18 protein-coding genes are annotated in these 19,061 nt (G+C 44.2%); 11 read left to right on the top strand and 7 right to left on the bottom strand.

Annotated elements, in window-relative coordinates:
* Positions 1 to 76 precede the first annotated feature (76 nt).
* A complete protein-coding gene (locus IDJ77_RS17215) occupies positions 77 to 1,669 on the top strand; it encodes a CBM96 family carbohydrate-binding protein (RefSeq protein ID WP_191190223.1) in 1,593 nt (530 codons plus the stop codon).
* Positions 1,670 to 1,838: 169 nt separating this feature from the next.
* Here IDJ77_RS17215 and IDJ77_RS17210 read toward each other — a convergent pair whose 3' ends face one another.
* The 5 genes from IDJ77_RS17210 to IDJ77_RS17190 all read right to left on the bottom strand — a co-directional run bounded on the left by IDJ77_RS17210 (position 1,839) and on the right by IDJ77_RS17190 (position 8,349).
* Complete coding sequence (locus tag IDJ77_RS17210; protein ID WP_191190222.1) at positions 1,839 to 3,287, bottom strand: family 43 glycosylhydrolase; 1,449 nt, start codon at positions 3,285 to 3,287, stop codon at positions 1,839 to 1,841.
* 50 nt (positions 3,288 to 3,337) lie between these two features.
* Complete coding sequence (locus tag IDJ77_RS17205) at positions 3,338 to 4,072, bottom strand: acetylxylan esterase (RefSeq protein ID WP_191190221.1); 735 nt, start codon at positions 4,070 to 4,072, stop codon at positions 3,338 to 3,340.
* Between the two features lie 276 nt (positions 4,073 to 4,348).
* Positions 4,349 to 4,528 carry a winged helix-turn-helix transcriptional regulator gene (locus IDJ77_RS17200; RefSeq protein WP_191190220.1) on the bottom strand — a complete coding sequence of 60 codons (180 nt, stop codon included), beginning with the start codon at positions 4,526 to 4,528 and terminating at the stop codon, positions 4,349 to 4,351.
* 27 nt (positions 4,529 to 4,555) lie between these two features.
* Entirely contained in the window at positions 4,556 to 7,537 is a 2,982-nt protein-coding gene (locus tag IDJ77_RS17195; RefSeq protein ID WP_191190219.1) for a malectin domain-containing carbohydrate-binding protein, read from the bottom strand.
* Positions 7,538 to 7,986: 449 nt separating this feature from the next.
* Positions 7,987 to 8,349: a DUF3127 domain-containing protein gene (locus IDJ77_RS17190; protein WP_191190218.1), complete on the bottom strand. Its 363-nt coding sequence runs from the start codon at positions 8,347 to 8,349 to the stop codon at positions 7,987 to 7,989.
* Positions 8,350 to 8,431: 82 nt separating this feature from the next.
* Between IDJ77_RS17190 and IDJ77_RS17185 the strand changes: the two genes are divergently transcribed.
* The 10 genes from IDJ77_RS17185 to IDJ77_RS17140 all read left to right on the top strand — a co-directional run bounded on the left by IDJ77_RS17185 (position 8,432) and on the right by IDJ77_RS17140 (position 17,010).
* Positions 8,432 to 9,604 (top strand): THUMP domain-containing class I SAM-dependent RNA methyltransferase, encoded by a 1,173-nt coding sequence (locus IDJ77_RS17185; RefSeq protein WP_191190217.1) that lies wholly within the window; start codon positions 8,432 to 8,434, stop codon positions 9,602 to 9,604.
* Positions 9,605 to 10,096, top strand: coding sequence for a hypothetical protein (locus IDJ77_RS17180; RefSeq protein ID WP_191190216.1), 492 nt, complete (start codon positions 9,605 to 9,607; stop codon positions 10,094 to 10,096).
* A gap of 369 nt (positions 10,097 to 10,465) precedes the next feature.
* The gene (locus IDJ77_RS17175; RefSeq protein WP_191190215.1) at positions 10,466 to 10,705 is read left to right on the top strand and encodes a helix-turn-helix domain-containing protein; all 240 of its coding nucleotides are present in this window, start codon (positions 10,466 to 10,468) and stop codon (positions 10,703 to 10,705) included.
* Positions 10,706 to 10,763: 58 nt separating this feature from the next.
* Positions 10,764 to 11,408 carry an HD domain-containing protein gene (locus IDJ77_RS17170; protein WP_191190214.1) on the top strand — a complete coding sequence of 215 codons (645 nt, stop codon included), beginning with the start codon at positions 10,764 to 10,766 and terminating at the stop codon, positions 11,406 to 11,408.
* A gap of 23 nt (positions 11,409 to 11,431) precedes the next feature.
* A complete protein-coding gene (locus IDJ77_RS17165; RefSeq protein ID WP_191190213.1) occupies positions 11,432 to 12,745 on the top strand; it encodes a carbohydrate porin in 1,314 nt (437 codons plus the stop codon).
* Positions 12,746 to 12,838: 93 nt separating this feature from the next.
* The gene (locus IDJ77_RS17160) at positions 12,839 to 13,372 is read left to right on the top strand and encodes a YceI family protein (RefSeq protein WP_191190212.1); all 534 of its coding nucleotides are present in this window, start codon (positions 12,839 to 12,841) and stop codon (positions 13,370 to 13,372) included.
* 84 nt (positions 13,373 to 13,456) lie between these two features.
* Positions 13,457 to 14,521: a sensor histidine kinase gene (locus IDJ77_RS17155; protein WP_191190211.1), complete on the top strand. Its 1,065-nt coding sequence runs from the start codon at positions 13,457 to 13,459 to the stop codon at positions 14,519 to 14,521.
* A gap of 47 nt (positions 14,522 to 14,568) precedes the next feature.
* The gene (locus IDJ77_RS17150; protein WP_191190210.1) at positions 14,569 to 15,219 is read left to right on the top strand and encodes a DUF47 domain-containing protein; all 651 of its coding nucleotides are present in this window, start codon (positions 14,569 to 14,571) and stop codon (positions 15,217 to 15,219) included.
* A gap of 22 nt (positions 15,220 to 15,241) precedes the next feature.
* The gene (locus tag IDJ77_RS17145) at positions 15,242 to 16,252 is read left to right on the top strand and encodes an inorganic phosphate transporter (protein WP_191190209.1); all 1,011 of its coding nucleotides are present in this window, start codon (positions 15,242 to 15,244) and stop codon (positions 16,250 to 16,252) included.
* A 35-nt stretch (positions 16,253 to 16,287) separates the two neighbouring features.
* Positions 16,288 to 17,010, top strand: a complete 723-nt coding sequence (locus tag IDJ77_RS17140) for a DUF4197 domain-containing protein (protein WP_191190208.1) — start codon at positions 16,288 to 16,290, stop codon at positions 17,008 to 17,010.
* 129 nt (positions 17,011 to 17,139) lie between these two features.
* Here the strand turns inward: IDJ77_RS17140 and IDJ77_RS17135 are convergent, their stop codons facing one another.
* Positions 17,140 to 18,423, bottom strand: coding sequence for a carboxypeptidase regulatory-like domain-containing protein (locus IDJ77_RS17135; protein ID WP_191190207.1), 1,284 nt, complete (start codon positions 18,421 to 18,423; stop codon positions 17,140 to 17,142).
* On the bottom strand, positions 18,416 to 18,991 hold the full coding sequence (locus IDJ77_RS17130; protein ID WP_191190206.1) for an RNA polymerase sigma factor: 576 nt from the start codon (positions 18,989 to 18,991) through the stop codon (positions 18,416 to 18,418). Before IDJ77_RS17130 ends, IDJ77_RS17135 begins: the two co-directional genes overlap by 8 nt.
* Between the last annotated feature and the right edge of the window lie 70 nt (positions 18,992 to 19,061).

Genomic DNA, 19,061 nt, shown 5'->3' with positions numbered 1-19,061 from the left:
AATCGTGTAAGGGCATCTTAGCCTCTAATGGTTTCTTGTTAGTTTTACCCATATCACTAAAATTTACTGCCAGGATATGGTCAAAAACTTAATAAAGCAATCCACCAAAATAGCTATGCTGGCCGCTATAGGCTGTTTGCAATTCTGTAAAAAGGCCGATAACCCGGCTACGTCAGCAGGGCTAAAATTGAAAGGCATCGCTGTAGCTCCTTTAGCTTCAAATGCCGACGATAATTTCTCGGCGATTACCTGGGGCACTGCCAAAGCACAACCGCTGGCCACGCATGAGATACAAGGTGAGGTTGTGCAAGGTAAACTTTACATTTTTGGCGGTTTTGATGTTAACAAACGCCCTCAATGGACACCTACTAAGCGTGCTTACGTTTACAACCCGGTTACTGATGCCTGGGCATCTATCAAGAGTTTACCGCACGAGCCTACCGGATCTAATTTTGGGGGAGGAACGCATGTAGCCGTTACTACAGACGGTATTGATATTTATATGGCGGGAGGTTACACCTCTAATGCAGCAGGCACAGGCCAGATATTTGGCACTAAACAGGTGTGGAAATATAACGTTACCGCAAACTCTTACAGTAAGATGCCTGATTTGCCACAGGCTTTAGCTGCCGGGCAATTGCGCTATTTAAATGGCAAAATACATTACATAGGCGGAGCCGATATGTCGCGATCTGATACCAATATCCATTTGGTGTTGGATCTAAACAACCTTGCGGCAGGGTGGGCAACGCTTGCCCCGCTTAACAATGCGGTGAATCACCCGGGAGCAGCCATTTTTAACGGTAAAATTTATATAATGGGCGGTTCTCATCATCAAAATGAAGAGTCGATACCCCAGCGCACGCTTCAGGTATACGATGAGCAAACAAACACCTGGACAAATTTGGCTGATATGCCATTTGCGATAGATCATATTTTATCGTCTGTAGTAGTTTACGGAAGCAGGATAATTGTGCTTGGCGGCCAAACAGCTCATAACACACCAGGCAAACAAGTTTTTGCTTATGACCCGGCAACAAATACATGGTCGGTACTTGCGCCGATGCGCGCGGCAAAATCTGCCGGGGTAGCGGCAGTGCTAAACGGCAATATTTACTACACCGGCGGTAATTTTTCTGCCATAAATTATAAAGGGGTGCCGGTTACTAATACCCCGGCTATCGAGCTTTTACCTTCGGCAGATGCTTTTGTTCGTAATGGTAGTTTTGGCTCCGCTAATTTTGGGGGCGATACCGCCTTGGCAATAAAAGGCTCTACCACAAATAATTACTTAAGATCAGTATATCTTAAATTTTCATTGACGGATATCAGTGTGGTAAATTCTGCCACGCTAAGTGTTTATGGCAGAAATATGGATAACACAAACAGCTTAAGCTTATCAAGCTTTGCTATCGACGATGACAACTGGTTAGAAAACAGCCTTACGTTTAGTAACGCCCCGCAACCGGTGCCCGGCGTATTAAGCACCGCTGTTGCTGATAACCAGTTAAAGCGTATTAATTTTGATGTCACCACCTTTGTTAAGGCACAGCTTGCCGGCGACAGAAATGTAAGCTTTGTTATAAAAGATGCATCAAATAAAAATATAACTGTGCAAATCAACAGTAAAGAAAACAACAGTAATAAGCCGGTATTGATAATCAGGTAGCGCTAATTATCGAAATAAATGCTCTATAAGCCATTAGGAGAATAGCGTTCAGGGAATATACTCTGCAAAACGTTTACACGCCAAGTACCCGGATAAATCAACGAAAAGAGGCTGCATCATGATTGATGATACAGCCTCTTTTCGTTTCAAAAAGTTCTTTTACTAATTATTAGTGAGCCTTAAAATTCCATTTGGAGTTATCACTATTCATATCAAATTTGGCCAGGGTAGGTGTGCTATCTCCGGACGACACTAAAGCCAGCTGCTCTTTGGAGTTTGGAACCACCTTTGGCATGACCCTATAAGTTCCGTCTGTCAACTGGTCGATTCGCCATAGTTGCTCGGGCGCGCCGGTAAACGTTGGCACGGCGATAAGTTCAGCTTCAGCCGTTGCTGCCAACGCACGTTCCGTTCCGGCGATCACTATTTTATAGTACGGCCCGCCCAGATACCCTCCCGCACCAGGCACTGGTGAAATTGTCCATTTTTGATGAGGGCGAAACATATAATCTGCCATCCTTACGCTAATATTTGTGGTTGGCCAGCTTTTTATTACATCTGCTAATTCCTGCGACGGTACCGGTTTTACCGGCTCATCATTATTACGGTTAAATCGCATTCCGCCCGGCATTCTTATAAAATCAACGCTCAATTCTAAGGCATATCCCCTCCTTTCAGACTCAATTTCATAAGTCCCTTCTTTAAAGTTATCACCTGCAACAGGCCATCCATTTTCCCATAGCAAGGGGCGTATGCCTAATACGCTGCGGCCACTTTGATCCAGATCCGCCTCGTAATGGCAGGACATCTTTTCAACGCCATTGCTAACTACAATACGCCCAAAATGCCCCGGCCCGATCAGTCTGTCGCCAGCCGCAACAACCATTTTGCCACCACCCTTCAACATATCTCTTCCCATGTTATCAAGGTATGGGCCGGTTACCTTTCTGGATCGGCCAACAACAATATTATAAGTTGAGTTTGGGCCATCGCAGCAGGTGCCGTGTGTGCCAAGCAGATAGTACCATCCATCTCTGTATAGCAAATCTGTGGCCTCACAATCAATGGCAATATTTAATGCTTTATTGCCTTTTACACGTTTACCCGTTTTAGGATCAAGTTCTACAAGGCGGATATATCCAAAATACGTGCCGTAGGATAACCATAACCGCCCATCATTTGGATCAAGAAGAAGCGCCGGGTCTATCGCATCATTATCCTCTATACCATCTGATGAGGCAACTACAACAGCCTCCGAATATTTAAAATCAGGAGATTTCGGATCGAGCGATTTATTCCACATGGTAAGTATTTTTCCATTGTGGCCACCCGCCAGGCCCCCGCCGGTGGCACCATACGTAATAAGGTAGCGATCGCCAATTTTCATCACATCGGGCGCGGCTCCCCTGCCGGGTCTTACTCCGCCCTCATTCCACGTCCAACCGTCTTCGGATATCAATCCGCCGCCAAATGTTCCGAACGTGAAATATTTCCCGTCAGACTCTACTATCGTTGAGGGATCGTGTATAAACGGTTTGCCAATTTGCGCTACCGCCGCAAGGGGTGCCCATAGTGAAAACAGGGCTATAGTGCTTAATACCTTTATTGTTAATTTCATAATAGCTCAATTGCTAACAAATTCGATGTTAAATGGAATGATCGATTGATCTATTGTAAACTGATGGTGAGGTCTTTTATCGGCTTTCCGTCTTCATCCAGCAGACGAACACAAAAATCGCTGAGCCCGGGCCCGTTGATCACTGCGCCCCGTATAATGTTTTTCCCCTTGTTAAGGGTAAACCGGGTGGAGGCACCATCATCCATCACCATGCGCCTGTCGCCGTCGAGCGTCACTGCTTCTTTTCCATTCAGCCACCACGTCGATCCGCCGTTTGAGCCTACCGCCAATCGTACCTTTTTTATTTCCCGCGGGCTGTTTACTATGGTTACCGCCCAAAATAGTACGGCATAGGTCTGTTTCTTTAGTCCGTACGCAAAACGAAATAATTTGACGTTGAAAGTTGGGCTCTCCAACGCATGCCATAATAATTCCTGCTCCCCAACTTTTACTTTATCACCATCTTTGGGGATAACAGTAAACTGGTTTGGAAAATAATCGGTTTCAAATTCTTTTTTAAGATAGTTATTGGTGAAAACAACGTTGCTCCGTATGGATTTATTGATCGGCTCCAAGAGCAACCAGCGCTGAATAAACCCATCGGCATCCGGGGTCTTTTTTGATGCTGATGCAGTGATAAAGAATGGTGCTATACTGCGTATGGTATCGTTTTTGGTTATGGTATCAATCCTGCTGCCCGAACCAGGAGGTTGACCCTGTGACCTCAATGCCGCTAAAATTACAAAGCCGGCTGCCAGCAATAATGCATTGCGTTTAATGTCCATAGTAATGCTTTAACTTAAATCTTCCGTGATTTTGAAAAAATGGCTTGCCACAGCCATTAACTCAAAACTATGCTATCAGAAAAGGACAGCATTACACTATTCACCAATAAAAGCCAACTTTAGTTTATAACACTACAGCAAAAACAGTTTATAGAAGATTATTGGAGGATTGGAGCCGAAAAGCCCGGCAGGTGGATCATGTAAAATATCCTTATAGGTACACCTGATCGTCAAATCGGTAATATTAAAATGAAACTAATCTTTTAAAAACAGCTGCTATTTCCCAATAATCACTTTCCTGTGTTCTATCCCCCAATCAGAAAGATTGTTTATAATGGTTTGTAATGTTTTGCCGTACTCTGTTAGGTTATATTTAACTGTTACGGGTTGGGTATCTAACACGGTTCGCCTTATCAGCTTATTCACTTCCAGCTCTTTTAATTCCTTGCTCAGCATTTTGTTTGATACAGCAAACCATCTTATTTAATCAACAAGTAATTTTGAAAACAAAGTTTTTGATTGTGATGCAACCTGGATAATATAAACTCCCCGTTCCAGCGTTTTCCCTAAAGTAACCTGCACTTTTAGCATTCCCTGTTCATCAATCACTACCTGTTGAGTTTGTACTAATCTCCCCCAGGAGTTAATCACGTTAATTACGGCTTTCTCATTACCCGTAAGGTTTTGGGCGTTTATACTAAAATAAGCTCCTGAATTGGGGTTTGGGTAAACGGTTAAATTTGCAACGGGTTTTATTTCTTCTATCAAAGTTGGTTTAACAACAGCCATGGTTGAAGCAGCTTGTGTAGTATTGATTTTAAATATCTCTAAACCGGCAATAGCAACCCTATTTGCTGTAGGAACGAATTTTACGCTCAGCACCCCATCATTTACAGTTACTTTAAAGTCTTTTACCAAGGCTTGCCGATAACCCACCTCGTTGTAAATATCAAAGTTAGAGAGCGACTGCTTATCTTCCATAAATATGCTAAAAACTCTCGCTCCGGGCGTTGTCCAATAATTCTCCACAAAGTGCATGCGAACCAAATAATTTCCGTTTGATATAGGAATAGCATACTTCGTCTCTGCCAGGTCCGCTGCTGCAGATAGATAGGTTTGATACAACAACTCATCGTCGGTTGCAGCAACATCTGATTTTACCACTTGCATATCCAGTTTAATTGAGCCACTTCTGTAGCTTTTATCCGCCTCGAACAATTTATTATCGATAGTTACATTAGCATCTGCACCTCCTTTTATTCGTTTCACCACGCTCACGGTAGCGGTGCTGCTGTTGGCCCTACCATACAATGGTATACGAAGCGGTGATGACGCGCTGTTGTAATGTACAAGAATAGCCGCATTTTTTATACCTACAGTAGCAGGCTTAAATTTAGCTGTTATTTGCGTTGTAGCTTGAACCGTAAGGGTTGAAGTTTGCAAAGCACCAACGGAAAACTCCGACGCATTAGGGCCAACTATTTCTACTCCGGTCAGCTTAATATCCGAATCACTCGTTCCATCGCTATATTGCTTGCCCATGTTTTTAAGGGTAAGATCAACAGATGTGGTGCTGCCTATTAAGGTATTTGCAAAATTTACGTCGGAGGATGTGGTACAGCCCAGGTCGGAATAGTGCAGCGAGCCCGACTCCGGTTTGATATTATCAACATAATAAACATTATCCTGGTAATCGTAATTAGTGTATTCGGTACCCAAATAATCACAATCCAGAATGTAGGCGTTAGGGACAATATTGCCTTCCGCATCCATTACTTTCAAAAACCTTATTCCAATCAACCCGTTGTAATTCTGCGTTCTATCAGAAGAAGATGAGCCTATCTTAATTCCAAACGATCCGGAAAAGTTAAACGTTCCCTGAGCAGGGGATATGCTGGAGTTGGCAAGCCTTGGTATTACGGATTGTCCATCCAGGTTGTTATGTGTAAACAAAGTAGTTGTTGAAGATGAACCTTTGGCAAAATATTTAACAGATTCTACTGCCGAGCAACAGCTATGATAAGCTGCCAGTTGATATACCGTAACGGGTTTACTTTTATCTGCCTGCACAAAATACGATGCGTTAACTTCACTGGAACCGGCTACCCGGGCTGTTCCATTATTGTCGCCATCATCATGCCCGTATCCGGTATTGGTTGTATAACCAAATGCGCTGATTATTTGCTGTGCAAATGGTTCATTGGTGCTTTCGCCAGCTACCTGCCATATACCATGCAGGTTTACCTTCTTTGTTGGGGCTATGCTATCGTTGCTGATGACGGTAAGCGTATCATTAAGTACTTTAACCCTGGTGCCTACATTTTTAGCTGTATACTGTACTATCACATCACTGTAGGCTTTAGAACTTACCGAAAAAGGCAGCCTTACAATCGTGTCGCCGTTAACTGATGCGATCTTCCATGAAGCAGTATTAGAGAGCTTTAAATTGGTGATGTTTAACTTGCCTGTCCCTTTATTGTATACACGTAGCTTTACTTTATCATGATTGGCGTTATACGGTGTAGTGGTAGGGCTTGTGCGCCGCCAGGGGGTTTGAATTAATGAAAACACCAGCACATCGTTAGCAGGAATAAGGTCCATGTTTTTTAAGGACATATACACACCGGTAACCTTTGCTGTTGTTACCTTAAAACTATACGTGCTGATCTTTTCGTTCTTATTTCCATCTGTTGCTTTTATTTTGAGCGTATAAGCACCGGCTATATTAATGATAAAAGGCGATTTATAATTAATGTATGATCCGCCGTTTACTGCATATTGCAGTGATGCCAGCCCCGCTGCGCCATTATCTTTTGCAGTAACATACACCTTAACCTGGTTGCTATACACACCGCCGGAGCTTTGCGTACCCGATAACCGGGCACTTACAGTGGGGATTTCGGTATCTGTCACGTTTGTAGCCGGCACAAAGCTTAAATAATTCATTTTGGTGTTTACACCCCCAGCAGCGTCAATAGTTAGTTTACCATCGTTTACCTGTACTACAGCCGTGGCTGTGCGGTATTTTGTTGCTGAGGTAGAAGTAAAATCCTGGATGGCAGGTAACCCATCTATGTTTATCTGATTATTGCTGTCGTAGTATCCAGTATCGCCCGAACTTACAGTTACCCGGTACCGGCCATTTGTTACTGCATACTCCCATGTTCCGGGTACCTGCGAATTACCGGTAGCTTGCATTTGTACTAAGGACAATTGCTTAAAATCTCCGGAACCACTGCGCAGGCGCATGTTGTTCTGCAAATCTATCGGCTGTTTAGTCGAGGGGTCTATCCAGCCGTATTTGCGTGTAGCATCATAAGGCAATCCTATATCCGCCTTGTAACCGCTTGGGGTGGATGTACCGCTTGGTTGAAAATTTATATTTATTGTTTGCGCCGATGCTGTATTGGTATACAACAATCCCAGGAAAAACAGCGTCTTAAGTAAACGTTTGATGTAATGCATGCAGTAGTATATCCCGGCAATAATGAACTGCCACTTGGTAATTTGATAGTAAAGACTTGTTTAATCGCAAGTCTCATACCAAACTACCCCAATTGGCTGGCTATACCATCGTAAAACAGCAAATGTCCTTTAAAACGTAAAATTTTTCACCCTTAATGGCATACTTTGAACTGTTTGTGTGGCAAAACAAAAAATAGGCCCCGTCTAAATGCCTAAATTAACACCAAAAGTAGCTCCGAAAGTGCATTCGCAGTCATCAAACAACCGCTTTTAACTAATTTACAAGTGCAAGGCGCCCAAAATTCACCCAGTACACAAATTTCACCACGATCTGAATAGTTTTAAACGAAAAAGAGGCTGATCATGCATTTCATGATACAGCCTCTTTTTTATATTTTAAATAGCTAAGCGGCTATATAACCACTCACCATTTTCTACTCACCACTCACTTAGAAAGGCAAATCGTCGTCATCAGCGCTTGAGCTGATATCGGCAGGGGCTGCATATTCTGGCGTGGCAGCAGCACCGGCACTGCCTAAGGTGTTAATTTTCCAAAGTTGCAGGGTGTTAAAGTATACCACTTTACCCATTTTATCGGTCCATTTACGGCCTTTCAGGTTAAAGAACACTTCTACATCATCGCCAACCTTAACGGCATCCATCAGCGCGGTGCGATCTTGTATAGCTTCAAACTTCAAATATTCGGGATATTGTGGGTTCTCGATATATTCAAGTATCAATTCTCTCTTTTTTAACGACTCCGTAACCTGTGTGGTTGGAGACACTTCATACACTTTACCTTTAATTTCCATAGTTCCGAAATATTTAAAATGTAAAGTTAGCAGTAAGAAATTAAAAGCGGGGGTATTTATTCATAAATTCGCAAAATATATCATGCAAGTTTTCCACACCGAGAGTAAAATCATAATCACCTGCAACAAAAGGCTTTCGCCTTACCTGCAGCAGGAAGTTGAAGCACTGGGCTTTACGCCCACCCGTGTTTTCCAAACAGGCGTTGAGTTGGTTGGTACCGTTACCGATACCATTGCGCTTAACCTTAACCTGCGCTGCGCAAGCCAGGTGCTATATCTTTTAAAAAGCTTTACAGCCGAAAATCCCAACCAGCTTTACGATGAGCTGGTGCAGATAGAATGGGAAAAGCTGATAGATTTTACCGGCTATTTTTCGGTAACATCCAACGTAAATAACGAGCACATTCTTACCCCGCTGTTTGCCAACGTAAAGGTAAAAGATGCCATTGTAGACAGGATAAAGGCACAAAAAGGCATACGCCCAAACAGCGGTGCCGAAGCTAATAAAACCGTTATCAGCCTGTACTGGCAGGATGAAAAGGCCGATATCTATATAGATACATCGGGCGAAACCCTGGCCAAGCACAGCTACCGCAAAATACCGGGCAAAGCCCCAATGCTGGAAGCCCTTGCGGCGTCAACCATCATTGCTACCAAATGGGATATGAAGAGCACCTTTATTAACCCCATGTGCGGTTCGGGCACTTTGGCTATCGAGGCTGCCTTATTGGCTACCGATAAGCATCCCGGCCTGTTCCGTATGAACTATGGCTTTATGCATGTGATGGGTTACGATGAGCAGGTATTTTTTGTGGAGCGCCGTAAATTAAAGGATAAATCGAAAAAGGCCGTAGATTTTAAAATTATAGCTACCGATATTTCTGACGATGCGGTAGATATCGCCCGTAAAAATGCAAATACTGCCGGCGTAGAACATTTAATAGAATTTAGCGTTTGTGATTTTGCGGATACGGAAGTACCTGCCGAGCCGGGCGTGGTAATGTTTAACCCCGAGTATGGCGAGCGCCTTGGTGTGCACACCAAACTGGAAATAACTTACGCCCGCATTGGCGATTATCTTAAAAAACAATGCGGCGGCTACCGCGGTTACGTTTTTACCGGCAACCCGGACCTGGCTAAGAAAATTGGCCTGCGCCCGAGCCGCAAAATTGAGTTTTACAACGGCAAACTTGATTGCCGCCTGTTTGAGTACGAACTGTACGAAGGCAGCAAACGCGAACCTAAAGTAGATTAAATGAAGAAGCTATTAATTATTGCCCTGCTATTATCATCCGTTTATTGCAAAGCCCAGGAGGGCGATCTGGCGTTCCCTTTCCAGGGGGGCAGCCCGGTGATGACCCGTTTTTTTAAAGATAGCCTGCAAATTGGCAACGATATAAAAGTGAAAAAAGCTACCGGCACGGCAGTTTTTAAATTTACGGCTGATATTAGCGGCAACATAACCCGTATTGTAATATACTACGCAGATGATTACCTGCTCACCATGCCGGTGATACAGGCGTTGAAAAAATCAACCAAAAAATGGATCATCCCCAACAAGGAGAAATTCCACGATTTTATCATCCCGTTCTCTATCGGTTACAATAGCCCCTCATCCGGCGAAGCCGAAGTACAAAAAGCGGCTTACGATTTTTACAGCGCTCGCAAACCTATCGTATCTAACGACCAGATCCCGCTAAACTCGGCAACCTTATTGCCAACCGTGGTGATCAAGTACGATCTGTAGACCAATTTGGGGGTTCACCCCAAATTGGTCTACAGCATTTTCTATAAAAACTACCGCGCTCTTCAGCCGGTAGTTTTGTGGTTTTATACCCTCCCGAAAAGGCGTAAAAACATCCCTTTTTTCGCGCAAAAATGCAAAAACGTGTAAATTTTCGACAGTGTTTTTAGCTCAAAACAGATCTGTGCTCCAGCACTTTTCTTTTAATCCGCTCTTCTCTGTCAAAAATTTTCGGCATGATTTTTTTAGCAGCTGTTGTATACCATGTCTTTTTTGAAAAAAAATTAACCAAAACCATATAAATTGAAATCCGTCTGTTAAAAAATCTCGTAATTGTATGTTAATTACTAATCCCCCCTGTAAAAAGTGACGATGAAGAACCTATTAAATTTTAAAGTAAAAGCGGTAGCGGCCAACATCCGCAATAAGCGCGAAGAATTAAATTACACGCAGGAATATTTGGCCGCAAAGCTTAATATCTCGCAAAACGCATACAGTAAAATAGAGCTGGGTTACACCAAGATAACACTCGAGCGCCTGTTCCAGATAGCCGAAGTTTTAGAGACCGAGCTAATGGACCTTATCAAAACCGAAAAAGCGGAAGCCGCATAATTTCTTTTTATAAGCCAATCTTATTCCGGATAAATATATTTGCAGCAAATTGTAAAAGATGAGCGCAGCAGATATAATAGCCCGAACCACCGTTTTTGTACAGGATACCCTGAAAAACGCCGAAGGTGGCCACGACTGGTGGCACATACAGCGCGTACACACAAACGCTAAACGCATCGCTCAAACCGAAAAAGCCGACTTCCTGATAGTTGAACTTGCCGCCCTGCTGCATGATATTGCCGATAGTAAATTCCACAACGGCGATGAAGAGATAGGCCCGAAAACCGCCGGCGATTTTTTGAACAGTATTAATGTAGATTCCGCCGTGGTGGAGCATGTACAGCAGATCATCAGGCACATGTCGTTCAAGTCAAGCTTTGATAAAGCTACCTTTCATTCGCCCGAACTTGCCGTGGTACAGGATGCCGACAGGCTGGATGCAATCGGCGCTATTGGTATTGCACGCGCATTTACCTACGGTGGTTTCAAAGGCCGCGAAATATACAACCCCGAAGTAAAGCCCAATCTTAAAATGAGCAAGGCCGAGTACAAAAATACTACCGCCCCAACCATCAATCACTTTTACGAAAAGCTTTTACTCCTAAAAGATAAAATGAACACAGCAACCGGTAAACAAATGGCCCAACAACGCCACGATTTTATGGAAAGCTATCTGCAGCAGTTTTACACCGAAGTACAGTAATCAACTATTTTTATTATATCGTTATGAATAAAGCCCCCCTTATTCTTTTTGTAGCATCGCTATTTGTTTGCAAAGCCGGCCTCGCGCAGGATACCCTTAAACAACAGCGGTTTAATTTCCATTTCCAACAAACGGTTATCACCCAGTCTAAACTGGGTTTCAACGCGCCTTATACCGGCGATAACAGCCTCTCTACCGTTAAAGAAACGCAAACATCGCTAACCACCACTTTTTTTGGCGGCGCACGGTTATGGAAAGGCGCTTCGGCTTACTTTAACCCCGAGATGTCGGGCGGATCGGGATTGAGTAAAACGCTTGGCGTAGCCGGTTTCCCCAACGGCGAAACATTTAGGGTTGGCGGTGCCGAGCCTAAAATTTATATAGCACGACTGTATTTCTCGCAGAATTTTGAATGGGGCACCGAAAAGGATACCCTTGCCGACGATGTGAACCAATTAGCCGGGCTGAGGAGCAAACGATACCTTAACTTTACCATTGGCAAATTTGGCATGGCCGATTTTTTCGACGGAAACGAATTTAGCCACGATGCGCGCTCGCAGTTTATGAACTGGAGCCTGATGGATAACGGTGCCTGGGATTACCCCGCCAATACCCGCGGATATGTAATGGGCGCCATGGCCGAACTGGGCCAGCCAACCTGGGCGCTACGCTTTGCCTTCACCATGACAACCACATCCGCCAACGGTGCTATCTGGGATGAACGTTTAGCCCACGCCAACACCCAGTCCCTCGAATACGAAAAGCGCTATACACTTAACGGGCGTAAGGGTACATTAAGGCTCCTTGGTTTCCGCAATAACGGCAAAATGGGCGATTACAGGCTGGCGCTGGCTAAAAACCCGGTTAACCCCGAGGTAGATACCAATTTAGTTTACGGCAAACACAAGTTTGGCTTCGGCATTAGTGCCGACCAGTACTTAAGCAATAACTTCGGCGTATTTGCAAAAGCAAGCTATAACGACGGTAAAACCGAGACCTGGGCATTTACGGAGATAGACAGATCGGTAAGCGTAGGCGCCGTACTAAAAGGCGGCGGCTGGAACCGTAAAGACGATGAGCTTGGGTTGGCATTTGTAGGCAACGGTATATCCAAACCACACCGCGATTACCTGGCGGCAGGCGGTTATGGCTTTATTATTGGCGATGGCAAGCTAAACTACGCTACCGAACTGATAGCCGAACTTTACTATAAAATTAACGCTTACCAGGGCAAACTTTGGCTCACCCCCGATTACCAGTTTATTGCAAACCCTGCCTATAACCACGATCGCGGACCGGTAAACGTATTTTCGCTGAGGGCGCATGTGGAGTTTTAGGCAATAGAATTGGCTGTTATAACGTTTATTTTTGCAGATATTAAACTAAGGGCTGATAATCAAGTCCGTATAAAGAAAGAATAGAATCCTCATATGAGAAAAGCATTTTTAGCAATAGCCCTTTTAATAATCAGTGTTACAGCGTTCGGCCAGGTAAAAAATAACGTTAGCAAATCGTCTATTACGTTTAAAATAAAAAACCTGGGCATCAATACAGGTGGTAAAATTGGCGTTATGCAGGCCAATGTAGCGTTCGACCCGGCAAAACTGGCTGCCAGCAAAATTGATGCTGTTGCCGATATGACCACCATCACCACCGATAACGATATGCGCGATAACCACATTAAAAATGAAAATTATTTTGATGTGGTTAAATATCCAAAGATCACCATGTCATCGGTATCGTTCACCCGCAAAAACGCCGACAACTATATCGGTAAGTTCAATATCACTATAAAAGATAAAACCAAAGTGATAGATGTGCCTTTTAGTTACATCACAAATGCAACCATTGCCTATTTAAAAGGCAGCTTTAAAATTAGCCGCGCCGATTTCGGCATCGGCGGCAGCACCATGACATTGGCAGACGAAGCTACCATTAACGTGGAAGTGGAGACCGCTAAGTAACTGTCCATCATTCATAACAATAACTTAACGCTGCACAGCCGGGCAGGCTGCAAAATCATCACATACAAAGCGTAACTTTACACTATGAATTTGCGTGTATTGGTGCTTATTAACTCCGCGGCGGTAGCAATCAGCCTTTCGGCAGTAAACTATTATTTTCAGCATAAGTGGTACGATATGATGATCACCTTTTTGGTGACCCTCATCAGCAGCTACATCGTATTTTACTATTTGATAGAAAAATACATCTACTCAAAAATTAAACTCATTTACAAGCTCATCCACAACCTTAAACTGGGCCGCGACCTGCGCGACGCCCTGGGCGAGCACGTAAGCGCCAACCCCATTAAAGATGTGGAAGAAGAGGTAAAAGAATGGGCACGCCTTAAAAAGATAGAAGTTGACGACCTGAAGAAACAGGAGCGTTTCCGCCGCGATTTTCTCTCCAACATCTCCCACGAATTTAAAACCCCGCTTTTTGCCATACAGGGGTATATCGAGGCGCTGCAGGATGACGATTTTGAGGACAAAGAACTCGCTGCCAACTTTTTGGAAAAAGCCTCGAAAAATGTAGACCGCCTAAGTTACCTCATCAAAGACCTGGATGAGATCTCCAAGCTGGAATCGGGCGAGATCCCTATCAATTATATCAAGTTTAAAATTAACGACCTGATAAAAGATGTGTTTGAATTGTTGGAACTTAAAGCTAAGCACCACAATATCAAGCTTACTTTCAAACAGAAATATGACGACGGCATTTATGTAAACGCCGACCGCGAGAAAATAAAACAGGTGTTGGTGAACCTGATAGATAACTCCTTTAAATATGGTAAAGAAGGTGGCGAAACCTCGGTAAGTATCTTCACCCTGCACGAGCAGGTGCTGGTAGAGGTTACCGATGATGGTATGGGCATCGAAGAAAAATTCCTTCCCCGCCTGTTCGAGCGCTTTTTCCGTACCGATACCAGCCGTTCCAGGCAAATCGGCGGCTCGGGCCTGGGGCTGGCCATTGTTAAGCATATTATAGAAGCACACCAGCAAACCATTAACGTGCGCAGTACCGAAGGCCTGGGCTCAACCTTTGGTTTCACCCTCCAAAAAACCAAGCAAATTTTGCCATTCCCGAATATACCAGTGTTGAAAAGTTAACACTAACTTAACATTGCAACCGTACCTTTACACCAAATATTTAAAAAATGTCACTTAACAGTATTTTCCAGTACTTCGTCCCTAAAGACAAAAAAACCTTCTTCCCTTTATTTGAGCAAGCTGCAAGTAATGTTGTAAACATGGCTACTATTTTAGTAGAGGCCGTTAACAGCAATAACCCGTCTACTCAGGAAGAATTGTTCAGGCAGATAGATAAACTGGAAAATAAAGGCGATGAGCTTACCCACCAGATATACCTGGAACTGGGCAAAAACTTTATCACCCCGTTCGACCGGGAGGACATCCATGCTTTAGCTACCGCTATTGATGATGTTGCCGATTATATACATGGCGCTGCTAACCGCATGAGTCTTTACAAGATCGATGACTTTAACGAGCACATCCGCAAGTTATCAGACCTTATCCTGCAGGCATCAGGCGATCTGGAGAAAGCCGTACGCGAGCTGAAAGATCTGCGCAACGTACGTGCCATTGCCGATTCGTGCATCCGTATAAACAGTGTAGAAAACCAGGCCGATTACGTTTTCGACCGCGCCGTTGCCGACCTGTTCCTGTACGAAACAGATGCCATCCGCTTAATAAAATACAAAGAGATATTAGCCGCATTAGAAACTGCTACCGATATGTGTGAGGATGCCGCCAATGTAATGGAATCGATTTTAGTTAAAAACGCCTAAGCATATACTTATTTTATAATAAATGGTTACCACCTTATTAGTTGCTGTAGTTGCCCTGGCACTCATATTTGATTATACCAACGGCTTCCACGATGCGGCCAACTCTATAGCTACTATAGTTTCTACAAAAGTGTTAACGCCTTTCCAGGCGGTATTGCTTGCTGCGGTATTTAACTTTGCCGCTTACTTTTTTATAAAAGATCATAAAGTTGCCAATACCATTGCCAAAATTGTTGTGGAGCAATACATTACCCTGCACGTAATATTAGCCGGGCTTTTGGCCGCCATCACCTGGAATTTAATTACCTGGTGGTTTGGTATCCCTTCAAGTTCTTCGCACACACTTATCGGCGGTTTTGCAGGTGCGGGTATCACCAATGCCTTATACCTTGGCGCACCGGCATTAAGTGCCGTAAACGCGCATTATATACTAACCATTGTTGCGTACATCGTACTGGCACCTTTCATCGGTTTAATTATTGCCTATTTTATAACTATACTCATATTACATATTTGCAAAAAGGCCAGGCCGGCAGTTGCCGAGCGTTGGTTTAAAAGGCTGCAGTTAGTTTCTGCTGCCGCTTTGAGCTTTGCACACGGCACCAACGACGCGCAGAAAGTAATGGGCATTTTATATGTAGCGCTGATTGCATCAAAGGTGATAAACAGCGGCGCACCAATGCCGGAGTGGATCCCACTGGCCTGTTATTCGGCCATATCATTAGGTACCATGAGCGGTGGTTGGAAAATTGTAAAAACAATGGGATCTAAGATCACCAAAATAACGCCGCTTGAAGGCGTTTCTGCCGAGACGGCCGGCGCTGTTACCTTGTTTATTACCGAACGTTTTGGCATACCCGTATCAACTACACACACTATTACAGGTTCAATTATAGGCGTAGGCTTAACCAAACGGGTATCCGCGGTGCGCTGGGGCGTTACCATTAACCTGGTTTGGGCGTGGATAATTACCATACCTATCTCTGCTTTAATTGCCGGGCTTGTTTTTGTACTGATACATGTGTTAGGATAAGCGTATCTTGGCAGCAGATTTGCTTGATACGTATTATGAAAAAATCCTTATTCTTTATCCCGTTAATTTTTATATTATTTTCCGGCTGCGATACGCTTAGCCAGGTAGCGCAAAGCACCGTACAGCAATACGGCAACCCCACCAGCCTGGAGATAGGCAACGGGCTAAAACAGGCCCTGGAAATTGGCACCGGCAAAAGCTCCGACCAGCTCTCCACCGTTGATGGTTTTTTTGCAAATGCCGCAATAAAAATACTTTTCCCTCCCGAAGCACAGAAAGCTGAGAAAACCCTGCGCAGTATTGGCTTAGGCAAGCTGGCAGATAATGTAATACTATCCCTTAACCGCGCCGCGGAGGATGCCGCCAAAGGTGCCAGACCGATCTTTGTTAATGCTATTAAGCAAATGACGATACAGGATGTTACTAATATCCTTTTAGGCAGGCAGGATGCAGCAACCGAATATTTTAAACGCACTACTACCTTGCAATTGTCCGCAAGTTTTAAACCGGTTATACAAGCCAGCTTAAATAAGGTGGGCGCTACCAAATATTATGGTGATGCAGCAACGGCTTATAACAAAGTACCTTTTGTAACCAAGTTAAACCCGGATATATCCGACTACGTGATGCAAAAAGCAATAGATGGATTGTTTGTAGAGATTGCTAAAGAAGAGCTTAATATCCGCCAAAACCTATCGGCACGTACAACACCGCTGTTGCAGAAAGTATTTGGTTACTACGATAAAAATAAAAGGTAAGGAATTTAGAAACCTGTTACTCCCACGCCATTGCGAGGTACGAAGCAATCTCTAAGCTCAGCATGATCGCTTTGCAAATCGGGAGATTGCTTCATACCTCGCAATGACGCTTTTTTTTAAACCCCTTTTTTATTTAATTATAAATTCCAACTGCAGTGTTTTTTCCTCGGGCTTACCGTTTGTATTACCAACCCATTTAGGGCCGTCGGCTATCAGGCTTACGGCCTTTTTATTTGCCGCGGGGCTTAGCCCCTTAACCACGGTGATGTTGCTGATACTGCCTGTTGGGCTTACTGTAAATTTAAGCTCCACTATACCGGGTTTTTCGCCTGCGGGTAAGTAACTCTTTTGGGCAAGGTATAGCTGGTACATCACCCAGCCTTTTTGCGGGTGAGCTAAATTGCTTGTAGAACCTGCCGAATTTGAATAACCCAGGCCCGAAGCATCATTGGCTGTGTTCATATTCGCATTAAACAATACCGCATTGGTGCGGCCATTAAAACCCGAATAAGATACCTCAACGGTTTCTTTTGCTGCGGCAGCGGGGAGGGTGAATCTGCCATTGGCATCGGTTTGGCCAAAACTAACAGGCTTGCCTCCTATTTTAATAGTCGCGCCGGGCATAAAGGCTCCCTGGTTGTTTATAACAGTACCCGTTGAAAAGTTCGGAGGTAAATTCAGCTTGCTCAACTCGTAGGCGTTATCCGTCCGCTTATCTTTAATAATCTGCACGCCTTCTGCTTTGCTAACGAGCGGCTGCGAGGCGGCCTTCTTTGTAACCGCCACCGTAAGTGGCATCTCTACGCTGTCTTTTTGTTTGGCTATAGTGCCCATTATCATTTCATCCAAAGGGGTGCTTTCGGCATTAGCTGCAGGAGTAGGCGCCATCACAACTTCGGCAAGTGCCGCTGGCTCCTCTTCCATGTTTTTATCAGCAACAACAGGTTTAAATCTGCTATGCAACCCCGATGAAGCTACAGTTTTTCGTGGCGGCTGCGACGCTGCTACACTGTTTGCCTTTGGCTCCGTTATAATAGGGGTGTTGGCCACGGTATCTGCCTTAGCGCTCGGCAACTCGTTTACCTGCGCTGTTTGCATTTGCTTAACGGGAGTATCGTTGCCTTTATATAGTAAGCCAACTACTATCATAAAACCAACAACACCGGCGGCTATAGATATGGTGGTCCACGGGATAATGCGCCGCTCTCTTTTATTCACCCGGTTGCTTAACTGCCCGGTCAATATATCAAGGTTGGCCTGCTGGTTGCCGGCACCTCCCTGGTATCCTTCCAGCGCGTCCATCAAAAAGGGATCGTCTTGCGCTTCGCGCTCCAATTGGTGCATAGCTTTGGCATCAAGCTCCCCGTTAAGGTACTTCTGTATCTGCAATATGTTGGCCCTGCTTTTATCCACCGTGTTTTTCCAGGCAAAGCTTTAAGTTGCGTTTGCCGTTTTGTATATAACTTTTTACTTCGTTTAATGTATAACCGGTTTGCTCTGCAATTTCTTTATAGCACTTCTCATCTAAATAAAACAAACGTACACTTTGTTTTTGCGCGGGTATCAATTTATCTATACAGCGCTCCAAAGCCTGCAATGCTTCCTCTTTATTACCATCATTATCATCAGGATGCAAAACCGGGCTAAATTCCATAAACTCATCCATCCCAACGGTAGGTAATTTTTTACCAGCCCGCAATTGCATTAAACAATGGTTGCGGCTAAGTACGTAAAGCCAGCTCCTGAATTGCTTCACCTCGTGCTGTTTTACCTTTATTACCAGCTCTTCAAATATCCCCATCACGGCATCGCGCGCAAGTTCTTCATCTTTTAAATACTTCAGGCAAACGCCAAAAACCAGCGGCATATGCCTTTCATACAACTTCCCCAGTACGCTTATATCGGCGTTTAAACGATAGCTGTTAACCAGCTCTTCATCTGCGGTATCATCGGGCCTAACTGGTTTTCTGAAGAAGTTCATTAAAGCCCCAAAATAAATTTTTTTTATGGCTTATGGAAATTTGCTTTCGGCGGCATCCTTCCTGTAAAAC

Source organism: Mucilaginibacter pankratovii (assembly GCF_014773265.1).
Lineage (GTDB): Bacteria > Bacteroidota > Bacteroidia > Sphingobacteriales > Sphingobacteriaceae > Mucilaginibacter > Mucilaginibacter pankratovii.
Note: the sequence above shows the minus strand (reverse complement) of the source record. Positions and strands in the feature narration are given on the sequence as shown.